The 21,721-nt window shown below is 43.0% G+C and carries 18 protein-coding genes and 2 rRNA genes; 12 read left to right on the top strand and 8 right to left on the bottom strand.

What is annotated here, in order from left to right; genetic code table 11:
- Nucleotides 1-99 precede the first annotated feature (99 nt).
- The 7 genes from argA to FTT87_RS02400 all read left to right on the top strand — a co-directional run bounded on the left by argA (nucleotide 100) and on the right by FTT87_RS02400 (nucleotide 7,554).
- Nucleotides 100-1,452: an amino-acid N-acetyltransferase gene (gene argA / locus FTT87_RS02430; RefSeq protein WP_180174292.1), complete on the top strand. Its 1,353-nt coding sequence runs from the start codon at nucleotides 100-102 to the stop codon at nucleotides 1,450-1,452.
- 329 nt (nucleotides 1,453-1,781) lie between these two features.
- Nucleotides 1,782-2,744 (top strand): sulfonate ABC transporter substrate-binding protein, encoded by a 963-nt coding sequence (locus FTT87_RS02425; RefSeq protein WP_180044003.1) that lies wholly within the window; start codon nucleotides 1,782-1,784, stop codon nucleotides 2,742-2,744.
- 28 nt (nucleotides 2,745-2,772) lie between these two features.
- Complete coding sequence (locus FTT87_RS02420; protein ID WP_180044001.1) at nucleotides 2,773-3,765, top strand: sulfonate ABC transporter substrate-binding protein; 993 nt, start codon at nucleotides 2,773-2,775, stop codon at nucleotides 3,763-3,765.
- 16 nt (nucleotides 3,766-3,781) lie between these two features.
- Nucleotides 3,782-4,957 (top strand): FMNH2-dependent alkanesulfonate monooxygenase, encoded by a 1,176-nt coding sequence (ssuD, locus tag FTT87_RS02415; RefSeq protein WP_180043999.1) that lies wholly within the window; start codon nucleotides 3,782-3,784, stop codon nucleotides 4,955-4,957.
- Entirely contained in the window at nucleotides 4,957-5,772 is an 816-nt protein-coding gene (gene ssuC, locus FTT87_RS02410; protein ID WP_180043997.1) for an aliphatic sulfonate ABC transporter permease SsuC, read from the top strand. The genes ssuD and ssuC overlap by 1 nt, the downstream gene beginning before the upstream one ends.
- 10 nt (nucleotides 5,773-5,782) lie before the next feature.
- Entirely contained in the window at nucleotides 5,783-6,592 is an 810-nt protein-coding gene (locus FTT87_RS02405; protein WP_180043995.1) for an ABC transporter ATP-binding protein, read from the top strand.
- 347 nt (nucleotides 6,593-6,939) lie between these two features.
- On the top strand, nucleotides 6,940-7,554 hold the full coding sequence (locus FTT87_RS02400; protein ID WP_180174291.1) for a TetR/AcrR family transcriptional regulator: 615 nt from the start codon (nucleotides 6,940-6,942) through the stop codon (nucleotides 7,552-7,554).
- 70 nt (nucleotides 7,555-7,624) lie between these two features.
- Here the strand turns inward: FTT87_RS02400 and FTT87_RS02395 are convergent, their stop codons facing one another.
- Nucleotides 7,625-8,197 carry a 5'-nucleosidase gene (locus FTT87_RS02395; RefSeq protein WP_180174290.1) on the bottom strand — a complete coding sequence of 191 codons (573 nt, stop codon included), beginning with the start codon at nucleotides 8,195-8,197 and terminating at the stop codon, nucleotides 7,625-7,627.
- Nucleotides 8,198-8,517: 320 nt separating this feature from the next.
- Between FTT87_RS02395 and ribF the strand changes: the two genes are divergently transcribed.
- From ribF to FTT87_RS02370, 5 genes are all read left to right on the top strand, one after another.
- Nucleotides 8,518-9,519: a riboflavin biosynthesis protein RibF gene (gene ribF, locus FTT87_RS02390; RefSeq protein WP_180174289.1), complete on the top strand. Its 1,002-nt coding sequence runs from the start codon at nucleotides 8,518-8,520 to the stop codon at nucleotides 9,517-9,519.
- A 63-nt stretch (nucleotides 9,520-9,582) separates the two neighbouring features.
- Nucleotides 9,583-12,429 (top strand): isoleucine--tRNA ligase, encoded by a 2,847-nt coding sequence (gene ileS / locus FTT87_RS02385; protein WP_180174288.1) that lies wholly within the window; start codon nucleotides 9,583-9,585, stop codon nucleotides 12,427-12,429.
- The gene (lspA, locus tag FTT87_RS02380) at nucleotides 12,422-12,964 is read left to right on the top strand and encodes a signal peptidase II (RefSeq protein WP_086196606.1); all 543 of its coding nucleotides are present in this window, start codon (nucleotides 12,422-12,424) and stop codon (nucleotides 12,962-12,964) included. Before ileS ends, lspA begins: the two co-directional genes overlap by 8 nt.
- Entirely contained in the window at nucleotides 12,957-13,439 is a 483-nt protein-coding gene (locus FTT87_RS02375; RefSeq protein ID WP_180174287.1) for a peptidylprolyl isomerase, read from the top strand. Before lspA ends, FTT87_RS02375 begins: the two co-directional genes overlap by 8 nt.
- Nucleotides 13,440-13,592: 153 nt before the next feature.
- The gene (locus FTT87_RS02370; RefSeq protein WP_180174286.1) at nucleotides 13,593-14,135 is read left to right on the top strand and encodes an NADPH-dependent FMN reductase; all 543 of its coding nucleotides are present in this window, start codon (nucleotides 13,593-13,595) and stop codon (nucleotides 14,133-14,135) included.
- Between the two features lie 979 nt (nucleotides 14,136-15,114).
- Here the strand turns inward: FTT87_RS02370 and FTT87_RS02365 are convergent.
- The 7 genes from FTT87_RS02365 to FTT87_RS02335 all read right to left on the bottom strand — a co-directional run.
- Complete coding sequence (locus FTT87_RS02365) at nucleotides 15,115-16,305, bottom strand: PQQ-dependent sugar dehydrogenase (RefSeq protein WP_373423491.1); 1,191 nt, start codon at nucleotides 16,303-16,305, stop codon at nucleotides 15,115-15,117.
- A gap of 319 nt (nucleotides 16,306-16,624) precedes the next feature.
- Entirely contained in the window at nucleotides 16,625-16,948 is a 324-nt protein-coding gene (locus FTT87_RS02360) for an ankyrin repeat domain-containing protein (RefSeq protein WP_180174285.1), read from the bottom strand.
- A 64-nt stretch (nucleotides 16,949-17,012) separates the two neighbouring features.
- Nucleotides 17,013-17,864 carry an abortive infection system antitoxin AbiGi family protein gene (locus tag FTT87_RS02355; RefSeq protein ID WP_180174284.1) on the bottom strand — a complete coding sequence of 284 codons (852 nt, stop codon included), beginning with the start codon at nucleotides 17,862-17,864 and terminating at the stop codon, nucleotides 17,013-17,015.
- 92 nt (nucleotides 17,865-17,956) lie between these two features.
- On the bottom strand, nucleotides 17,957-19,306 hold the full coding sequence (locus FTT87_RS02350) for an aromatic acid/H+ symport family MFS transporter (protein ID WP_180174283.1): 1,350 nt from the start codon (nucleotides 19,304-19,306) through the stop codon (nucleotides 17,957-17,959).
- Between the two features lie 342 nt (nucleotides 19,307-19,648).
- Entirely contained in the window at nucleotides 19,649-21,010 is a 1,362-nt protein-coding gene (locus FTT87_RS02345) for an MFS transporter (protein WP_180174282.1), read from the bottom strand.
- 328 nt (nucleotides 21,011-21,338) lie between these two features.
- A 5S ribosomal RNA gene (gene rrf, locus FTT87_RS02340) occupies nucleotides 21,339-21,453 on the bottom strand.
- A gap of 177 nt (nucleotides 21,454-21,630) precedes the next feature.
- Nucleotides 21,631-21,721, bottom strand: a 23S ribosomal RNA gene (locus FTT87_RS02335); the annotation flags it as partial.

The following is a 21,721-nucleotide window of genomic DNA, read 5'->3' as shown; positions in this document are numbered from 1 at the left end:
ACACCTGAATTCAATTCAGGTGTTTTTTATTTTTTAGCTTTCCCCCCGTCATTTTTTGATTAGAATCAAGGAAGGAAATTTTTTAATTTTGAGATAGGTATGCAAACGAATTCATCTGAAACATCACAAAGCACAAATTTACAATATGTGCATTGGTTTCGACATTCTGCACCCTATATCAATGCCCACCGCAACAAAACCTTTGTCATCATGTTTGATGGTGAGGCGGTGCAACATGAAAATTTCCAGCATATTATTCATGACATTGCTCTGCTGCATTCTTTAGGCATTCGGCTGATTCTGGTACATGGTGCACGTTCGCAAATCAACCAGAACCTCAAAGCCAGCGGTATTCAAACGCCTTTTCACAATCACCGCCGCATTACCACACGCGAATCTTTAAGCTGCGTCATGAATGCAGTGGGTTCGATCCGTTTACAAATTGAAGCCCTGCTTTCCATGGGACTGGTCAATTCCCCCATGTATGGCGCACGCATTGATGTAATCTCGGGCAATTTTGTCACCGCCAAACCCTATGGCATTCGGGACGGCATCGATTTTCAGCTGACGGGTGAAGTACGAACGGTTGATACTGACGCCATTCAAAGACATTTGAAAAATCACAATATTGTGTTGCTGGGTCCAACCGGCTATTCCAGTACAGGTGAGGTGTTTAACCTGGTGGCAGAAGAAGTGGCCACCAATACGGCTATTCTGCTGAAAGCCGACAAGCTGATTTTTTTGGGTAAACAGCAAGGTCTGGTCAACGAGTTTGGACAATTGCAGCGTGAAATAGCGCCGCATCAGCTGGATCGGCAGATCTTGCAATATCAGGATTCCAATCCCGATATTGCCCTGCAATTGCGCGGTGCCAAAAATGCCTCCCTGCAAGGGGTACATCGTGTACATCTGATTTCTTATACCTACGATGGGGCCTTGCTGGAAGAACTGTTCACCCGTGATGGTGCGGGCACCATGATGACCGATGCCCATTATGAAGATGTGCGTACGGCTACGATTCAGGATGTCGGCGGCTTGATGAATCTGCTTCGTCCACTTGAGGCCGAAGGCATTCTGGTGTATCGCTCACGTGAAAGATTAGAAAGTGAAATTGAGCAGTTTTCCGTGATTGAACGGGACGGGATGATTCTGGCCTGCGCCGCCCTATATCCAATTCCCACCTCAGCCAATGAAATTAAATCGGCGGAGATTGCCTGTGTGGCGGTCGATCCGACCTATCGCAAGTCCAACCGCGGCAGCCAGATTCTGCATTATCTCGAAGACAAGGCCAAAAGTCTGGGCATTCAGCAACTGTTTGTACTGACCACACGTACCGCGCACTGGTTTGTCGAACATGGTTTTGAACCCGCCAGTGTCGATGACCTGCCCAATGCACGTCAGGCCCTGTATAACTATCAACGTAATTCCCTAGTCTTCAAAAAGCCACTTTAAAGTGGCTTTTTTTATGCCGCTTATATCTTTATTTTTTATATCTTTATGATAAACCCATCGAAATTTATCATGATTTGTTTATGGCATTTTTGCATATTCTTATCCACGCTTAAGATTTAGAATTTAAGTTACTTAATATCAATAATTTAATTAAATAAAACTGGATATTGAGTTGTCCTGATAAATCACATTTCTACATAAGGTTTTCTTTATTTTATTTATCTTTTTTCCTCATTAGAAATTTATCTTTTCTTATTTTTTTCGAAAAAGAAAAGGCTTTAGCGTATGTGTTCAATATTCAACACTTCCTTATTGCGGAGCACACATACATGAGCGCCATTCAAGCAAAATTCTGGGCGAAATCACTGGTCCTTTCTTCAGTAGTTGCTGGCGCAATGATGATGTCAGGTTGCGGAAAAAAAGAAGCTGAAACAGTCACGTTAAATATCGGCTTTCAAAAGTATGGCTTGTTACCGATTATTAAAGAACGTGGCACTTTAGAAACGGCGTTGAAAGATCAGGGCGTCAATGTGAAATGGGTAGAATTCCCAGCCGGTCCTCAATTGCTTGAAGGCTTAAATGTCGGCAGTGTTGTATTAGGTGAAGCAGGTGAAGCGCCGCCTATTTTCGCACAGGCTGCCAATTCAAATCTGGTTTATATCGCCAACCAGCCGGAAGCACCTAAAGCTGAAGCCTTGATTGTGCAAAAAGATTCAGCCATTCATAGCATCCAGGATTTAAAAGGCAAACGTGTTGCACTCAATAAAGGCTCGAATGTTCATTATCTACTGTTAAAAGTGTTACAAGCCAACAAGCTCACCCTAAATGACATTCAGGTGGTGTACTTGCCGCCTTCGGACGCACGCGCAGCCTTTGAGAAAGGTGCAGTCGATGCCTGGGTGATTTGGGACCCGTTCTTTGCGGCTGCAGAAAAGCAGATTGGTGCTCGTGTCATTGCCACAGGTGAAAACCTGGTCAGTAACCATCAGTTTTATCTGGCTGACCGCAAATTTGCCGAGCAGCATCCAGATGTGCTGAAAGCGGTGGTGAATGAACTCAACACCACCACACAATGGGTATCCCAGCATCAGGACGAAGCCGCCAAGCTGCTGGAAAAACCAACAGGACTGTCTAAAGATATCCTGAAAACGTCCATTTCCCGCATGGGCTTTGGGGTACAACCGATTTCTAATGAGGTGGTGCAAAAGCAGCAATATGTTGCCGATGCCTTTTATCAGCAGAAACTGATTCCAAACAAACTCAATATTCAATCCGCGATTTTGGCGAAGTAAATCATAAATAAAACCTAGGGGATTTAACATGACTCAGCATCAGCTACACAACAAAGCAGCCACATGGTTCAAGACCTCCAGTCATGGCATGAATGCCATGTTAATTGCTTGTTCGATGTTGGGTTCAGGTGCCGCCTGGGCTGTTGATCCTTCAGTGAAACAGCTTCGTGTCGGCTATCAAAAATCTTCTGTCAATCTGGTGATTGCACAACAGCAAAAGTTATTTGAACAGGAATTTCCCAACGCCAAAATCAGCTGGAATGAATTTCCGGGCGGTCCACAAATTTTAGAGGCCCTAGCCGTCGGTTCTGTAGATATCGGTTCAACCGGCGATACGCCGCCTGTCTATGCTCAGGCAGGCAACAAGCCACTGCATTATTTTGCTTATGAAACGGCAAAACCTTTGGCTTCTGCCATTTTGGTGCCAAGCAACTCCAAAATTACCCAGCTCCGCCAGTTGAAGGGCAAACGTATTGGGGTTCACCGCGGTTCAAGCTCACATTATCTATTGGTGCAGGCAGTACGTAAGGCCGGTTTGCAATGGACAGATGTTCAACCGATCTGGCTCAGTCCGGCTGATGCCCGTGCGGCTTTCCAGAAAGGTGCGATTGATGCCTGGGCCATTTGGGACCCGTACTATGCTGCGGCACAACTGGAAGATAAGGCCAAGGTACTGACCACAGGGAAAGGCTTAAGTCCAAATTACACCTTCTATCTGGCTTCAAATGATTTGGTTAAGAATCATCCTCAGGCACTTAAAGGCATTATCAAGCAGCTTAATGTTGCCGATAAATGGGTACAAAGCAACAAGGCTGCGACTGCAAGCCTGTTTGCTCAAAGCACCGGTCTGAAACCGATTGTCAGCCAGACTTTTATCCAGCGTCGTCCTAACCCGTCTGGTGCTGCTCTGCTCAGCAAAAAAGTGATTGCTGATCAGCAAGAGCTCGCCAACCGTTTTAGCGAACTCAAGATCATTCCGAAATCTATCAATATTCAGCAAGCCGTTTGGGCAGGCAAATAATCTAAGGATCAATGCAATGAAAATTTTCTGGTTTATTCCTACGCATGGTGACAGTCGTTATTTAGGCACAAGCAAAGGCGCCCGTCAGGTCGATCATGCTTATATGAAACAGATTGCCGTCGCGGTAGATAACCTGGGTTATGAAGGCGTACTCATTCCAACCGGCCGTTCATGTGAAGATCCATGGATTACCGCTGCCAGCCTGATTGATGCCACTAAAAATTTGAAATTCCTGGTGGCATTACGTCCAGGCGTTACCACACCGGCACTGGCTGCACGTATGGCAGCAACTTTTGACCGTTTGTCTGGCGGTCGCGTTCGGCTGAACCTGGTCACCGGTGGTGATGAGCAAGAGCTTAAAGGTGACGGCGTGTATGAAGATCACGCGACGCGCTATAAAACGGCGGCTGAATACACCACCATCTGGCGTGAAATTTTAAAACATTCACATACTGGTGAAAGTTTCACTTTCCACGGTGAACACTTAAGTGTCGATGACGCAAAACTGCTTTATCCGCCAATACAACAACCTTACCCGCCACTTTGGTTTGGCGGTTCTTCCGATGCAGCCGTGGAATTGGCCACCGACCAGGTCGATACTTACCTGACTTGGGGCGAACCACCGGCAGCAGTAAAAGAAAAAATTGAAAATGTCAGAGCCAAAGCTGCCGCCAAAGGCCGTAGTTTAAGTTACGGTATCCGTTTACACGTGATTGTGCGTGAAACCAATGAACAGGCATGGGCTGCTGCTGAAGAGCTGATTCAGTATGTGGATGATGCAACCATTGCTGCTGCACAACAAAAATTCAAGCAGATGGATTCAGTCGGCCAACGCCGTATGGCTGAACTGCACAACGGTGACCGTACTAAACTTGAAGTATCTCCAAACCTTTGGGCTGGTGTAGGCCTGGTTCGTGGCGGTGCAGGTACAGCATTGGTGGGTGACCCTGAAACGGTTGCTGCACGCATTCAGGAATATGCGGACTTGGGTATTGATACTTTTATTTTCTCAGGCTACCCGCATCTGGAAGAGTCTATTCGTTTTGCCGAACTGGTGTTCCCGCTGTTGCCTTTAGAAACCCGCAAGAAACTGGCTCAACCGAACTTGACCGGTCCTTTTGGTGAAATCGTAGCAAATAACTATGTTGCTGATGAGGCCAAGAAGGAAGTGAAACATCAGGAGCCGGCTTAATGAGCACAAGCATTTCTGCGGGAGCCTTGGCGAAACCCAAGGTTTCACGTGGAACACAATTTGGGCAGCGTTTGCTGCCCTGGTTGTTCCCGATTGCACTGATTGTTATCTGGCAAATTGCCTCCAGTACCGGGCTGTTGGAAAGCCGTATTCTGCCTGCACCGACGGCGGTCGTAGCTGCATTCTGGCAGCTGCTGATCAGTGGTGAACTTTGGCAACACGTCAAGGTGAGTGCCGGACGTGCCCTGCTCGGTTTATTGGTCGGCGGCGGTTTGGGTTTATTACTCGGCCTGCTGAATGGTTCTTCGAAGACAGCCTCTACCCTGCTGGATACCACGTTACAGATGATCCGTAATATTCCGGCTTTAGCCTTAATTCCTTTGGTGATTTTATGGTTCGGGATTGATGAATCTGCCAAGCTGTTTCTGGTGGCGGTAGGGGTATTTTTCCCACTCTATATCAATACCTATCACGGCATTCGTTCAGTAGATCCGCAGCTGATCGAGATGGGTAAAAGTTATGGCTTAACGCGCTGGGAGTTATACAAAGAAATTATTTTACCGGGTGCGATGCCTTCGATTCTGGTCGGTTTACGCTTTGCCCTTGGTCTGGTCTGGGTACTGCTGATTGTGGCCGAAACTATTTCAGCACAATCCGGTATTGGTTATATGACCATGAATGCGCGTGAGTTTTTACAAACTGACGTGGTCTTGGTAGGGATTTTACTGTATGCCCTGCTGGGCAAACTGGCCGATGTATTGGCCGTCGCTTTAGAAAAATACCTGCTGCGTTGGCACGCTGGCTATCAAAAATAAGGAATAAGACATGACTGATTTAAGCATCGGGCGTCATGTATCTGAAGAACGCTCAATATCGCAACAACCTGACCCTACAGATATCAATCCTAACGCAGTGGTGGGTGCAGAAATTCTGATTGAACAGCTGCACAAATTCTATGGCGAAGTGAAAGTTCTGGAAGATCTGGACCTGCATATTCAACCGGGTGAATTCCTGGCCATTGTCGGACGCAGTGGCTGTGGTAAAAGTACCCTGCTGCGTCTGATTGCCGATCTGGAACAACCGAGCTATGGCGAAATCAAGTTTAAATCAGCACGTCATATTCGCGAAGGCATCACCAGCGATGACATTCGGGTCATGTTCCAGGACCCACGACTGTTGCCGTGGCGTAGCATTGAGCAAAATGTACAATTGGGTTTAGCCAAAGAACAGCAAGCCAACGCTTCTGCACTACTGGAAAAAGTCGGCTTGAAAGAAAAGGCCGGACTCTGGCCATCACAACTTTCAGGCGGTCAGCGTCAGCGTACTGCACTGGCCCGAGCCTTATCGCATAAACCTCGCATTTTGCTGCTTGATGAGCCTTTAGGTGCGCTGGATGCACTCACCCGTTTGGACATGCAGAACCTGATTGAAAAACTCTGGACTGAACAGGGCTTTACCGCCATTTTAGTCACTCATGATGTCAGTGAAGCCGTACAACTGGCCGACCGGATTATCCTGTTAGATAAGGGGCACATTGCCCAGCAGTTTAAAGTGGATTTGCCTCGACCACGTAAAAAAGATTACTCATTTACCGAGCTGGAACAGCAAGTATTAAAGGCTGTATTGGCAACCTGAGCATGCAACACGGCGATAACGAATCTAAACGATCCGTTATCCTTCCTCGGTTTATGCATCTTTTAGTCCAGCTTAAACATACTCTTTAGTTTTTTTAAAACTGCACCAAATCTAAACACAAAAAACCAGTCGTATCATTTACCAAAAAAAATCAATCCCATTTAATCATTTATATAAGAAATGCAATCATTGCCTATCGGTAGGTTCTATAGGATTTTTAACTCATTAAATAGCTAACCTACAGAATAAACTATCAATTATGATAAAAATGCAATTTTTAGTAATGCACAAATCTGTCGATTTGCCGTACAATTTGCCTTTCCCCTTTAATTTTTTTAAATTTGCCAATGGAACAAAAAAAGAGTACACAAAAAAGACATCAATTGCTAAATGCTGCACTCGATGTATTTTCCCTTTACGGTTTTAATGGGGCAAGCTTAGACGAGATTGCTCAGATTGCTGAAATGCATAAATCGAATATTTTCTATTATTATGAAAATAAAGAAGCTTTATATGTAGAAGTGCTCACCACCGTTCTACAGAAATGGCTTGCGCCACTGCAAATGCTGGAATCAGAGTTGGAACCTGAAGAAGCGATTACCAATTATTTATTGCAAAAAATTGAAGTGTCACGTACTCAACCGAAAGCATCCCGCCTGTTTGCGCTGGAAGTGATCCAAGGTGCACCCCATATTTTGCCAATTCTAAAAGGTCCTTTAAAGAAACTGTTTAAGCGCAAGGCTAAAGTGATTAGCGTATGGCAGGAACAGGGGAAAATTGCCAAAGAAATTGATCCTGAACTGCTGATTTTGAATATTTGGGCATTGACGCAAAACTATGCAGATTTTGCCACGCAAATGGAAATGGTCACGGGTAAAACCTTACGCAACCGCAGTATGCAACAACGTTGTATTCACCATACGGTACACATGATGTTATATGGCGTCATTCCCCGTCCATAACTCTTAAATTATCGTCAACGATAGTTTTGGCATACGACCATAGTTTTCTATGGTCGCCGAATTTCCACTTTCACTGTTCTTCTTTTATCGTTTGATATAATTTTGATAGCTTTTGCGCACCCAACAATAAATTTTCTTCCCAATCCAGATGCGCAGTTTCATTGGCCCCATCGGTAATATATTTCACTGAAACGAATCTTACCCCCAGTTTTTTACAGACTTTGGCCATGGCATAGCCTTCCATATCGACCAGATGGCATGGCACTTTAGGCAAGCCTATCTCAAAGCTGTCCCCTGTTCCGCAGATACCTTGAGGCAAATGCTGAAAATAGGACTGCAAATGGATTTCTGCCGGATGATCCTCATCCATAGGCGTAACCCCAACTGCAAAACCGAGCGGAGAGACATCCATATCCCGTTGCACAAAGGTGCTGACTTCGACCAGTTCATGCGCATTAAAATGCGAACTTCCGGCGGTACCCAAATTGAGCAGGGTCTTGCAACCGGTCTTGTGAATCACCTCGAAGGCTTTATATGCCGCATTGACTTTGCCTATACCGCTGTAATGGACTTCGATGCCTGCCTGTTCAAACAGACCTTTAGATTCACTGGGCAAAGCCATAATTAAAGCCAGATCAGACATAGCAAAACCTTATCGATGCACAAATTTAAAATTGTGCCAATTAGAAAAGAATTACCCAATAAGTGCAAATTTAAAATCATAAGCACGTTCCCGTACAAAAATTTGATCCCCCCGATTCACTTGAATATTTAAATTTATTTTTCTTATCATGAACGATTTTGAAACCATTCCATGCAATGAATCTTCTGGATGCAGATTTTTTCAAATACTATTTTTGCAAGAAATTTAATATTTTTTTGTATGAAAACACAACAACAAGACGAACGCGTAAGATTATGGCAATATATAGCCCTGATAACTTTTCACTTATTGATTCGCCCATGAAGCTGCTCCGCCTGAATGCTTTAGCGCCCAATTTTCAATTGCCAAAAACGGCCGTAACCATTGGTAATTTTGACGGTGTACATTTGGGCCATCAGGCAATGATTAGCCAGTTAAAACAGCTGGCAGCCGCAGAAAATTTAAAAACGCTGGTGATGATTTTTGAGCCGCAACCTCTGGAGTTTTTTAAGGGTTATGATGCTCCTCCACGTATTACCTCACTGCGTGAAAAAGTGGAATATCTGACTAAACTGGGCGTGGACTACATTGCCGTTGCAAAATTTGATAACCATTTCCGCAGTCTAAATGCTGAAAACTTTGCTGAACTGTTAAAACTCAAACTGAATGCCCACAGCCTGGTATTGGGCGATGACTTCCACTTTGGCAAAAACCGTCAGGGCAATAGTGAATTTTTAACAGCCTATGGTTTTCAGGTCACCAACTTAACTACGGTTGCACTGGATGGTGAACGCGTCAGTTCGACCAGGATCCGCCAGACCTTGCAAGCAGGTGATTTAGCCCTTGCTGCCAAATTACTTGGCCGTCCCTATAGCATCACCGGTCGGGTACAATACGGTGACCAGATTGGACGAACCCTTGATTTTCCAACCATTAATGTCGCGCTAAACCGTCATAAACCGTGCTTGAAAGGCATTTACGGCGTAGAGGTGATGTGTGAAACCCTATCGTTAAAAGATAAAGTGAAAGCCGACAATCCTGAAAAATCAGGCATTGCAGGCTATGAACCTACCGCCCTGTTCGGTGCCGGACATGTCGGTACCCGACCGGCCATCAAACAAGTCCATCCGGAATGGCGATTAGAAGTACATTTTCCTGATGTTTCTGCTAATCTGTATGGCCTGTTAATGCGGGTGACATTCTTGAACTATTTACATGGCGAAAAGGACTACCCTTCGCTTGAAGCATTAAAAGTCGGAATTGATGACGATGTTGAGAAACTGCTTGAGTTTCGACAAAACACGCCGCATTTTCCCTTTTAAATCCCAGATTTTTTATTGTAAAACGCGTCAGCCTCAGACTGATTAAATTGGAAGACAACTTGCATGAGCGATAAGCAAACTCCTGAAAATGCAGTGGATTATAAAGCCACGCTAAACCTCCCAGGTACTGAATTTGCAATGAAAGCAAATCTGGCAGTACGTGAAGCAAAATGGTTAGAAGAGTGGTATGCCGACAACATTTATCAGCAGATTCGTGCATCGCGTATTGGCAAGAAAAAATATGTGCTTCATGATGGCCCTCCGTACGCAAACGGCCAAATCCATTTAGGCCATGCCGTCAACAAAGTCCTTAAAGACATCATCATCAAAAGCCGCGTGATGGATGGTTATGATGCCCCTTATGTTCCGGGTTGGGACTGTCACGGTCTGCCTATTGAACTGAAAGTTGAAGAAAAAGTCGGCAAAGTCGGCGTGAAAGTCGATGCCGCCACTTTCCGCAAGCACTGCCGTGAGTATGCCTACACCCAGGTTGAATTACAGAAAAAAGACTTCGTGCGTATGGGCGTGTTCGGTGACTGGGATAACCCCTACCTCACCATGAACTTCAAGCAAGAAGCCGATATCGTGCGTTCATTGGGTGCAATTGCCAAAGCAGGTCATATTGAACCGGGTCTTAAACCTGTGAACTGGTGTTTGGACTGTGGTTCTGCATTGGCAGAAGCCGAAGTTGAATATGAAGATAAAAAATCCGATGCAATTGATGTCGGTTTTGCTGTGGTCGATTTAGCAGACCTATCTGCACGTTTAGGCGTTCAAGTAACTGACTGCACTGACATCGTGATCTGGACCACAACACCTTGGACATTACCTGCCAACCAGGCCGTTGCCCTGCATGCTGAAATTGAATATCAATTGGTCAAAGCACGTGGTGAAGATAAACAACCGCAAAACTTTATCTTGGCCAAAGATCTGGTTGAATCTGCGACTGAACGTTATGGCTTTAGCACTGTTGAAGTGATTGCCGATTTTACCGGCGCAAAACTTGAAAACCTGCAACTGCAACATCCGTTAATCGCTGATCGTCAAGTACCGGTCATCCTGGGTGAACACGTCATTGCAACCAGTGGTACAGGGGCAGTACATACCGCGCCAGGCCACGGTGTGGACGACTATAAAGTCGGCCTATTATACAACCTAAAAGTTGACAATCCTGTCGGTGGCAATGGCGTATATTTACCTACTGCACCAATCTTTGCAGGCGAACACATCTACAAAGCCAATCCACAAATTATTGCGACTTTGGCAGAAAACAATAAGCTGTGGGCACATCACCCAATCAAACACAGCTATCCGCACTGCTGGCGTCATAAAACTCCAATTATTTTCCGCGCTACACCACAATGGTTTATCAGCATGGATGCCAAAGGTTTACGTCAAGGCGCACTGAATGCGATTGAAAATGACATCAGCTTTGTACCGGATTGGGGTAAAAACCGTATCCAAGCGATGATTGAAGGCCGTCCGGACTGGTGTATTTCACGTCAACGTACTTGGGGCGTGCCAATTCCATTCTTTGTACATAAAGACACCAACGAATTGCACCCACGCACACCTGAATTGATCGAAGAAGTTGCGAAACTGATCGAACAAGAAGGGATTGATGGCTGGTACAACCGTGAAGCCAAAGACTTCATTGGCGAGGATGCCGAGCACTACAATGCAGTACGCGACACCTTAGACGTTTGGTTCGACTCAGGTACGACGCATTATGCAGTTCTACGTGAGCGTGAAGAGTTACAAGACCCAGCCGATTTATATCTTGAAGGTTCAGACCAACACCGTGGCTGGTTCCAGTCTTCATTGCTCACCTCAATTGCGATCAATGAACGCGCACCATACAAAGGCTTGTTAACTCACGGCTTCGTAGTCGATGAAAAAGGCCGCAAGATGTCGAAATCGTTGGGTAACATCATTACTCCACAAGACATTATTAAAGACATGGGTGCAGACGGCTTACGCTTTTGGATTGCATCGGCAGATTACCGCTATGAAATGACCGCAGGTAAGGAAATCTTTAGCCGTGCTTCGGATGGTTACCGCCGTATTCGTAATACCCTGCGTTTCTTGCTGGCCAACCTGAATGGCTTCCAGCCAGCTACTGATGCCTTGCCAGTGGATCAATTGATCGCGCTGGATCAATACATCCTGCAACGTGCTGCGGACGTACAAAAAACCATTCAACAAGCGTATGAAGATATGAACTTCCATATCGTCACCAATGCCTTGACTAACTTCTGTATCAATGACTTGGGTGGTTTCTATCTCGACATCATCAAAGACCGTCAGTACACCACCAAAGCGGATTCACAAGCCCGTCATTCTGCACAAACTGCCTTGTATCACCTGGTCCAAGCCTTTGTTCGCTGGATGGCACCGATCTTGAGCTTTACTGCTCAAGAAGCTTGGCCTTTAATTCCAGGTCAAAGCGAGAAATACGTGTTCACTGCCGAGTGGTATGACATTCCAGTCGCTTCAACAGCCAACCTGGTTTCAGAAGCCGACTGGCAGACTTTAATTAGCGTTAAATCTGCAGTCAACAAGCAAATTGAAGCGGCACGTAATGCCAAACTGATTGGTTCTAACCTGTCCGCCAAAGTTGAACTTTGGGCCAATGCTGAACTGAAAGCAGTACTGGATCAGTTAGGTGACGAGCTTCGTTTTGTCCTGATCACCTCTCAAGTTACTGTAAATGCCTTTGATGCAGCGCAAGGTGAAGCCACTGATCTGGAAGGTTTACGCGTCAAAGTCTCTGCAGCCGATGGTGAGAAATGTGCACGCTGCTGGCATGTACTGCCTGATGTGAATACACATCATGAACATCCAGGCCTTTGTTCTCGCTGTATTATTAACCTTCCTACAGGTCAAGGCGAAGAGAGAAAGTATGCCTAATCCGCAAAATAAAAAGGGCTTATTCCAGTTCTACCCGCACAATCTTGTGTGGGTCGGATTATCCATTGTGGCAATTATTCTGGATCAATGGACCAAATGGTTTGCAACGACGCATCTGAATTATGCAGATCCGGTCCCTGTACTGCCCTTTTTAAACTGGACATTGCTACATAACTATGGCGCAGCCTTTAGTTTCCTGTCCGATGCCGGTGGATGGCAACGCTATTTCTTTACTTCACTGGCAGCGTTAGTGTCTGTAATTTTTGTATTTTGGCTGATGCGTATGCCAAAAAAAATCGTGATTTTACCTATGGCGATTGCCCTGATTCTGGGTGGCGCCATCGGTAACCTGATTGACCGGGTCACCTTGGGTTATGTGGTCGATTTTATTCATGTTTACTACAACAACAGCCACTTTCCTGCTTTTAATATTGCCGATAGTGCCATTACCGTGGGGACTATCTTGCTCCTGATCGATACGTTTTTCCTGGAAAAACACCGTATTCAACGTGCGGAAGCGCAACAAAATGACTGATTTTATTAATCCAAATGAAGAAACCCGAATTGCAGAAGGCTCTAAAGTCGAGCTGCATTTTTCGGTCGCCATTGAAAATGGCGTGGAAATTGACAACACCCGTAGCCGCGAAATGCCTGTCAGCCTGGTAATGGGTGATGGCAGTTTATTGCCGGGTTTCGAAAAAGCCCTGTTTGGTCTACGTGCCGGGGACCGTCGTACCGTGAGTCTTCCCCCAGAAGAAGCTTTTGGTCCATGGAATGCTGAAAACGTACAAAAGTTTGACACCGTTAAATTCGAACAGCCTCCTGTTGTGGGTCATATGATTGAATTTGAAGATAAAGCCAAGCAAAGTCTATTTGGTGTGGTGAAATCAGTCGGTGAAGATATTACTGAAATTGATTTTAATCACCCGCTTGCAGGCAAGGACATTACCTTTGAAGTGGAAATCTTTAAAGTGACCCCTGCTGGTCAGCAAGCTATTAAACTGATGTAAAAGATCATCTAACGCATGATTTTTTAAAAGCTCCTTCGGGAGCTTTTTTATTTTCTGCTTACAGCGATGGTTAAAGATACAAATCCTTAATATTCAATAAATAATATTCATAATAAGTTAAAGATGACAATTCAAAAAATCTAGGATCTATACATGAAAATATATATTGTCGTGGGTAGCGTGCGTGAAGGTCGGACTGCCATTAAAGTGGCACGTTGGGTCAAGCGCAGTATTGATCAGGCCAATTTCAGTACAGTTCAGGCCGAACTGGTCGATTTAAAAGAATGGGCTCTGCCGATTTTTGCTGGTAGCCATCCTCCAATTACGGGCATTTATGATCAACCCAAACAACAAGACTGGGCAGATAAAGTGGCTTCAGGCGATGCCTTCATTTTTATTAGCCCTGAATATAACCATGGCTACAGCCCGGCACTTAAAAATGCCCTCGATTACGTCGGTAAGGAATGGCAAGGTAAACCGGCTGCCTATATTGGCTATGGTGCAACCAATGGCTCCCGTTCCATCGACCAGATTCGCCAGGTCGGAACGCAACTTGGCTTAGTGGACAGTAATGCAGTGATTGAAATTCGCGATATTTTTTCACGTAATAAAACCGAAGAATTTGAACCGAATGAGTTTGATGAAAAAGCTTTAAAAAGTGTACTGGATAAACTGATTCAATACGTAAGCAATTGATACCTAGAAAATCGTTGTACGTTTAAGCTTACAAGAGTTGAAGAATATATCTACTTTTCACACATTATCTTTCACGATATATTTAACTCATACTGAGACAGGAAGTCTCTAAACTTACAACTAGAAAGATAAGTGATATAACAGCAGGATGCTGCAAGGTACGACAGGAGTTATACCTTAGAAAGAATATAAAAAACCTCGACAGGATGTCGAGGTTTTTTTCTTTATGCATGATGCTGATCGGGCTGAGTATTTATCGAAAACTTCAACTAAAACGATTAAAGTTTACATGCTATTGAAACTTCAAACTCTATAATCACAAGCATACAAAAATGAGGAATCATTAGAATAACCCTCAGAATTATTCCAGCCACTCTCAACAAAATAATAAAATGGAACCATCAAGACAAGCAGGCCTTTTTTGATGCCATATACTAGAATAGCCTGTCACTACAATGGCAGAAAGGTGATGTAACTATTGTGGATAATATCAGGATTGCCGATTGGGGCATGAATGGCAAACAAGGCAACCGTAAACTGATCCAGATTCAGGCCAATGTGTTTAATGCAGACGAGCATTACACAGTCTGATTCAATGCAGTCATGAATATCAATTATTCTAAAAGCCCCATCAGAGGCTTTTGAACTTTATTAAATTTATTTCATAAATCATTTTCAATGACTATAAGTATTTCATAATACGAAAATAAAAAATTGATTTTTTAGCAAGTATTGGATTCATGAGTGTGGCATGGATGCCACACGTTTCCCATCACGACAAGAAAGTCATGTATGGGAAACAAAAAGTTTTTCTTACGGACTCAAAATATATTTTGAGATCCTCATTTTGACCTTTCAAAAGTAGCGATATTGCCTACGCAAAGGCATCAAAATGAAATCCATCAAATGAGGCTGTGCTGAATTAAAAAAATTAAGATTGAACATATTTTTGATTTATGAAAGATATCTATTAATCACCTTATTTCGCAGTCATTTTCAGCAGTCTGGCATTTTTACCATCTTCCAGCACCCAAATTGAACCATCTGCAGCTTGCAGCAAATCACGGATACGTTGCTTCATATCTACACGCTGTACTTCAGTCACAGGTTTCATCGCTGTATCTACCACCACAATGGACTTGGAAGACAAGCCACCAATCAGGGCTTTATTTTTCCATGCAGGAAATTGCGAACCGGTATAAAAAATCAGGCTGGATGGCGAGATGACAGGTGTCCAACTAATTTCAGGTGCTTTAAATTCAGGGCGGGTATGGTGGTCAGGAATATCTCTGCCATCATAATGATCGCCATTTGAAACCAGCGGATAACCGTAATTTTCACCTTTGACAATCAGATTCAATTCATCTCCACCTTTGGGACCCATTTCCACGACCCAAAGTTTCCCTTTAGGATCAAATGCTATACCTAATGGATTACGATGTCCCAATGACCAGACCTGTTTTGCGATCTCGCCCTGACCGTTAAACGGATTGCCTGAGGCAGGTGTGCCATCCTCATTTAAACGCAATATTTTGCCTAAATTGGATTGCATATTTTGCGCAGGATCAAACTTCTGGCGTTCACCTGAGCTAATCCATAACTTTCCATCCTGACCAAACAGGAGCCGATGGGCATAATGTCCCTGCCCTGATACTTTAGGCACCTGTTGCCAGATAGTTTTTAAATTTTTAACCTGTGGTTGCTGAACATTGGACAGATCCAGTTCGCCATGTGCGACCACAGCCCCATAGCCTCCCTGTCCTGCTTCTGCATAGCTTAAGTAAATGATATGGTTCTGTTCAAATTGTGGATGCAAGGCTATATCACCCAAACCGCCTTGCCCGCCATAGGCCACCTTAGGAATGCCTTTGACTTCAATTTTTTCTATGGTTTTGGGGTCAAATAACTGTAACTTTCCCTTTTTTTCAGTGACCAGTAAACGACCATCCTTCAGCCCTGTCATGGCCCAGGGTTCATTAAATTCTGCGACGGTGGTGAGTTTATACGTTTGATTGACTGAACCTGAAGAAGGTTTGGAAGATGTAGTTTCTACGGCTGACTTGGATGCCGGACTTACAGCATCAGTTTGTGCATTACACGCGGTTAAACTTGCTGTACTGATTAATATAGTTGTGATCAGCATACGCTGTCGGAATATTTTTATTTTCATCCTGATGATCCTCTGCCATTCAAATCGCTCACCCGTTTTATTCTAAGTACAATATTGAAAATCACTATTTTTTATTGGTAACAAACTTTCATTTGCTATGGTCAGCCTGTGTAAGAGATAACGTACATAAAATGGTTCTATTAACCTCTATCTGCCTCAAGATAAATTTCTTATTCTAAATTCATCAGGAAACAGGACGTTTCCCAAACAGAAAACAACAATAATAAAGTTTGAGCATCAGGACGTGAGGTACGACAGGAGTCATACCTAGGCAACCTATATAAAGAAGCCCTATCAAAATGATGGGGCTTCTTTTTTATCACGATAATCCTTTTAAGCTTTTAAGATAAGCTACGACTTCTTTATTGCCTGCCATTTCAGCAAGCTCTAAAGCCGTATAGGTACTGCGATGATCAACATCTGCGCCTTTACTTATCAATAGCTTCACGACTTCTAAATGATCATTTTCAGCTGCTGCCTGTAAGGCGCTATAGCCTTCTTCATCGGCAGAGTTGACGTCCAGGCCTTCCTGTAAAGCCTGTTCGACTTGGTCGATGTCACCAAGAGATGCCCAGTACACCAGTTCAGGAAGATGCAATTCATCGTCATCTTCAGGGATTGGGGAGAATGAGTTGAGTTTCATAGTTATGTACATGTGGTTTGTAATTTATAAATTATCTAAAAATACAAAAATAATGTATAGAGCTTTAATGTTCTATGAGGTCTTCCCATGCAGCTATACAAATAGATCTAGGTAATTTGGTTTTACTAATAAAATCTTCATAATAGTTAAAACCATCTTGTTCACGAGGAAGAATAATTACCGCTATATCATCAATAGAAAAACAGAAACTTTTAATTGAGCGCCATTCCCTTTCACAGTAAATCGTATCAAATTCTGACTCATCAAATGTTTTGATATAAGCTAGAAATTTTGAATATCCTTCATTTATATCAGTAGTAGCATAATCTAAGCTTGTTATAGCTTGGCTCAAAGGCCATACATCAATTTTAGTATCAATATCTTGTTCATATTTAAAACTCTCTAATTCACTATCTATATCATTACATTCACTTTCTAGCTCCCAAGTTATAGATTCTAAATCTGTAGCAGCGTCATAACTTTTATATATCTTATTAAGTAATTGAGAATTCTCTAAGGTATACATTACTGGATTAAAACCAGCTTTTATAATCGCTTCACGTCTAAAACCTATTGCAATTTTTCCATATCTATTTGCATGATAAGCAATGTGTTGTAGTGGTATATCTGCAATACAACAAACAGGAGCAGACTTAATGGTTACTGGATAGTTTTTTACTACATTGAAAGTATTATTCTCAAAGTCAAAAACTTTCTTAATAGGTAATACAATTTTTACTATTTCATTATAATTTCCAATACGAATTTCTTTACTTTCCAAAATTGAGTTTAAAGCTTCATACCCTTTTATAGAAGGTTTTAACTCTTTTAATTGTTTATTAGTTTCTACATCCCATAATGGACCACCTGTAAAATGCCAAAGTATTTTTGAAACAGTCCCCGGCCTAAAAGACATTTACTTTCCCTCTTTTTAATTTTTAAGTTGATTTTTTAATTATATCATTAAAAAAAAGCCCCCTTTCGGAGGCTTCTTTTTAAACTTAACTTTTAAGCTTTAGACACTGCCGGTTCAGTTGAACCAATCTTTTCAGACTCATCATCATGCATAATCAATGCAACAGCAATAGCAGTAATTAGCACCGGTAAGCCGACTGCAATGAAGTTGAAATGTGCAGGCAGGTTCATACCCAGTAAGCCACCAATCAAAATTGGACCTACAATCGCGCCCATACGACCAATCGCAGACGACCAGCCAATTCCTGTTGAACGTACTGCAAGTGGGTAGAACTGCGCAACATAGCTATACAGCAACATTTGCGAACCAATCGATGCTGCACCCGCCAGGAACACCAAGATGTAAAGTAAGAACTGGTTAGACGCAAAGCCCATTGAGCTCATCACAACCGCACCCATCATGCCCAGAACCATCAATACAGGTTTCAAGTGGAAACGGTCTGCAAGAATACCACCACCCACAATACCGACAACTGCACCCACGTTCATGACCATCATAAACATCAGGCTGTTATCCATCGAGTAACCTGCCGCCATCATCAGCTTCGGTAACCAGCTGCTCAAGGCATACATGGTCAGCAAGCAGGTGAAGAATGCAACCCAGAACAATAAGGTATTGGTTGCACGACCACGACGGAACAGGCTTACTACGTTTGCCGCTTCAGGTACACTTTCCTGTGGCAAAGTAAATGTGGTCTGGTCCGTAACCTTGGTATTTGGCGACAGGCGACGCACAATACGACGTGCCTCAGCCTGCTTGTTTTGCTTTACCATAAACGCCAAAGATTCAGGCAAGAATTTCCAGATTACAGGCAGTAAAAATAAAGGAATACCGGCAATAAAGAACATGATTTGCCAACCAAAATCAGGCGTAAACCATGAACCTAATAATGCCGCCATCACACCGCCGACCGCATAACCGCTAAACATGGTGGTCACAAGTGTGCTGCGCATTTTTTGTGGGGCATATTCAGAAGTCAGCGCCACCAGGTTTGGCATCACACCGCCAATACCCAGACCGGCCAGAAAGCGTAAAATACCAAATTCAGTTGGGTTAGAAGCAAAACCACCTGCAAAGGTTAAACCACTGAATAAAACAATACAGATCATGATGACTTTCTTACGACCAATCTTGTCCGCCAAGGAACCAAAGATCATCGCACCAAACATCATGCCTGCAAGAGCTGTACTGGCAAGCATTCCCGCTTGAACGGCACTGAGGCCCCAGTCCTTCATTAATAGTGGTAAAGTTACACCATTAATTGCCAAATCATAACCATCAAATAAAATTACCAGTAAACACCAAGCAACTACATTGAAGTGAAAAGGCGTAAATTTCGCATTGTCGACTACAGAATTTATATCTACAGTTTCCATTGTCATCGTTCTCATCTCCCATGAGTACTTGTCCGTAACATCCTTTAAATATTCGGCTGAATATTTAATTCGACGCAATATACGCAAGCCGGATTTAACGCACAATAAGACTAATTGATATTCTTCTATGATCACTGAAATAACATTTATTTGATTGATATATCACATTATTATTAGAGTAATTTATGATCATTTTTATAAGTAAATTGGGCTTTTCAGGCCTTCTAGCTCGATTATTTTTTTGATTGGTTTAATCTTTTATGAAATAGCATAAAAAAACCTCTTCATTTGAAGAGGTTTAGATATTTTTGAAATATTTAACGCTTAAAGATTCTGATCACAATACGATCATTGGGCTTTTAGAGTGTTCAGTTTTTTCACCGCTAATGGATCAGCTTTTACCACTTTGTCTTGACGAACAATCAATGCTACCGCAAGTGCCACAACAATTACCGGTAAACCGACTGCCATAAAGTTAAATTGATGTGGCAATTCCATACCCAGCAACATTCCAATCAGGATTGGTCCGATAATCGCACCAGTACGTCCAACTGCAGAAGCCCAGCCAATACCCGTTGAACGTACGGTTAGCGGATAATACTGTGCGACATAACTATAAAGCAAAATTTGTGAACCAATCGCGGATGCACCAGCAACTGCAACCAGTAAATAAATCACAGGTTGTGGAGATTTAAAGCCAAGTAAAGATAAAGCCACAGCACCTGATAAACATAAAGTAATAATGACTGGTTTTAAATGGAATTTATCTGCAAGAATACCGCCACCAACTGTACCGATTACCGCACCAATATTCATCGCAAGTAGGAACATCAAGCTGTTATTCATTGAGTAACCTGCTGCCATCATCAGCTTTGGCAACCAGCTGCCCAACGCGTATAGCGTTAACAGACACATAAAGAATGCAAGCCAGAACAACAGCGTACTGCCTGCACGCCCCTGCTTAAACAAGCTGCTGACAAAAGCAGGTTCAGAAATTTTAACTTCACTCAGTTCAAATTTAGTTTGTGCATTCAAGACTAAATTTGCGCTAAGACGCTGCAAGATATTTCGTGCATGTTCATCCTTTTGAGCCTTGACTAAAAAGGTTAACGATTCAGGCAGAAATTTCCAGATCAGCGGTAACAGCAATAATGGTACGCCTGCAATAAAGAACATAATTTGCCAGCCAAAATTCGGAGTAAACCAGGCACCAAATAGCGCTGCCATTACACCGCCTACCGCATAGCCACTAAACATCGTGGTGACCAGTGTTGCTCTTAAACGCTGCGGAGCATATTCTGAAGTTAAAGCAACAAGGTTGGGTAATACCCCGCCAATGCCCAACCCTGCAAGGAAACGTAAAGCACCAAACTCTGTTGGATTTGAAGCAAATCCACCCGCAAAGGTAAATCCACTAAATAACACCACGCAGGTCAGGATCACTTTTTTACGGCCAATTTTATCCGCCAAAGTACCGAATAGCATCGCGCCAAACATCATGCCTGCAAGAGCTGTACTGGCCAGCATTCCCGCTTGAACAGCACTGAGGCCCCAGTCCTTCATTAATAGTGGTAAAGTTACTCCATTAATTGCCAAATCATAACCATCAAACAGAATAATTACCAAACACAAAAACACGACCTTAAAATGAAAGGTCTTAAATTCAGCTTTATCAATAACATCATTTACATTGACTGTATTCATTGCCATATCCCCACCTCCTGTGAGTTTTAATTCATTGTGATTACTACGACACAGCACATGACCTGTAATCTTTTTATTATTTTTAATGATTTATAGCAGCATGCTTTCGTAACTGACTCAGTTGAACACAGCCATTTTTGAGTAAACACTCTACTAAAGTATTAAAAATGACCAAAATCCTAGACCCTTGGGTTTAGTTTTTAACCATTCTTAAATTGACAATTTTGAATTTGAATCAATAAAAGCAAAATTGAATTATTCTTTTTGAATTACATCTTTTTCTTTACCGATAAAAAAAGCCCCCTCATTAGAGGGGGCTTTTTAAGGAATAATGAGCTGGCGATGACTTACTCTCACATGGGTAATCCCACACTACCATCAGCGCTAAGAGGTTTCACTTCTGAGTTCGGGAAGGGATCAGGTGGTTCACTCTTGCTATGGTCGCCAGCACAACTGTTTATGACTTTGCGTTTGGTCTTATTTATATGCCAATGCTTGGTCAAATAGAATTCATTAACAGGTATATCTGAGCTGTCATATTTTGTTCTTTAGCGTTCACTAAATCAAGCTGTTTTGCTTAATATCGAATCAATTGATGCTTTATACAACAACTGTTTGGGTGTTGTATAGTCAAGCCTCACGAGCAATTAGTATTGGTCAGCTTCACATATCACTATGCTTCCACATCCAACCTATCAACGTCGTAGTCTTCAACGG

Source organism: Acinetobacter sp. YH01022 (assembly GCF_013420235.1).
GTDB lineage: Bacteria > Pseudomonadota > Gammaproteobacteria > Pseudomonadales > Moraxellaceae > Acinetobacter.
Note: the sequence above shows the minus strand (reverse complement) of the source record. Positions and strands in the feature narration are given on the sequence as shown.

Excerpts from the sequence above, each read along its gene's own strand:
- FTT87_RS02400 (WP_180174291.1), top strand. The coding sequence starts at position 6,940 with ATGGAACAAAAAAAGAGTACACAAAAAAGACATCAATTGCTAAATGCT.
- FTT87_RS02355 (WP_180174284.1), bottom strand. The coding sequence starts at position 17,864 with ATGTCTTTTAGGCCGGGGACTGTTTCAAAAATACTTTGGCATTTTACA.
- FTT87_RS02375 (WP_180174287.1), top strand. The coding sequence starts at position 12,957 with ATGACTGATTTTATTAATCCAAATGAAGAAACCCGAATTGCAGAAGGC.
- ileS (WP_180174288.1), top strand. The coding sequence starts at position 9,583 with ATGAGCGATAAGCAAACTCCTGAAAATGCAGTGGATTATAAAGCCACG.
- argA (WP_180174292.1), top strand. The coding sequence starts at position 100 with ATGCAAACGAATTCATCTGAAACATCACAAAGCACAAATTTACAATAT.
- ssuD (WP_180043999.1), top strand. The coding sequence starts at position 3,782 with ATGAAAATTTTCTGGTTTATTCCTACGCATGGTGACAGTCGTTATTTA.
- lspA (WP_086196606.1), top strand. The coding sequence starts at position 12,422 with ATGCCTAATCCGCAAAATAAAAAGGGCTTATTCCAGTTCTACCCGCAC.
- FTT87_RS02370 (WP_180174286.1), top strand. The coding sequence starts at position 13,593 with ATGAAAATATATATTGTCGTGGGTAGCGTGCGTGAAGGTCGGACTGCC.
- ssuC (WP_180043997.1), top strand. The coding sequence starts at position 4,957 with ATGAGCACAAGCATTTCTGCGGGAGCCTTGGCGAAACCCAAGGTTTCA.
- ribF (WP_180174289.1), top strand. The coding sequence starts at position 8,518 with ATGAAGCTGCTCCGCCTGAATGCTTTAGCGCCCAATTTTCAATTGCCA.
- FTT87_RS02420 (WP_180044001.1), top strand. The coding sequence starts at position 2,773 with ATGACTCAGCATCAGCTACACAACAAAGCAGCCACATGGTTCAAGACC.
- FTT87_RS02365 (WP_373423491.1), bottom strand. The coding sequence starts at position 16,305 with ATGAAAATAAAAATATTCCGACAGCGTATGCTGATCACAACTATATTA.
- FTT87_RS02360 (WP_180174285.1), bottom strand. The coding sequence starts at position 16,948 with ATGAAACTCAACTCATTCTCCCCAATCCCTGAAGATGACGATGAATTG.
- FTT87_RS02345 (WP_180174282.1), bottom strand. The coding sequence starts at position 21,010 with ATGGCAATGAATACAGTCAATGTAAATGATGTTATTGATAAAGCTGAA.
- FTT87_RS02350 (WP_180174283.1), bottom strand. The coding sequence starts at position 19,306 with ATGACAATGGAAACTGTAGATATAAATTCTGTAGTCGACAATGCGAAA.
- FTT87_RS02405 (WP_180043995.1), top strand. The coding sequence starts at position 5,783 with ATGACTGATTTAAGCATCGGGCGTCATGTATCTGAAGAACGCTCAATA.
- FTT87_RS02425 (WP_180044003.1), top strand. The coding sequence starts at position 1,782 with ATGAGCGCCATTCAAGCAAAATTCTGGGCGAAATCACTGGTCCTTTCT.
- FTT87_RS02395 (WP_180174290.1), bottom strand. The coding sequence starts at position 8,197 with ATGTCTGATCTGGCTTTAATTATGGCTTTGCCCAGTGAATCTAAAGGT.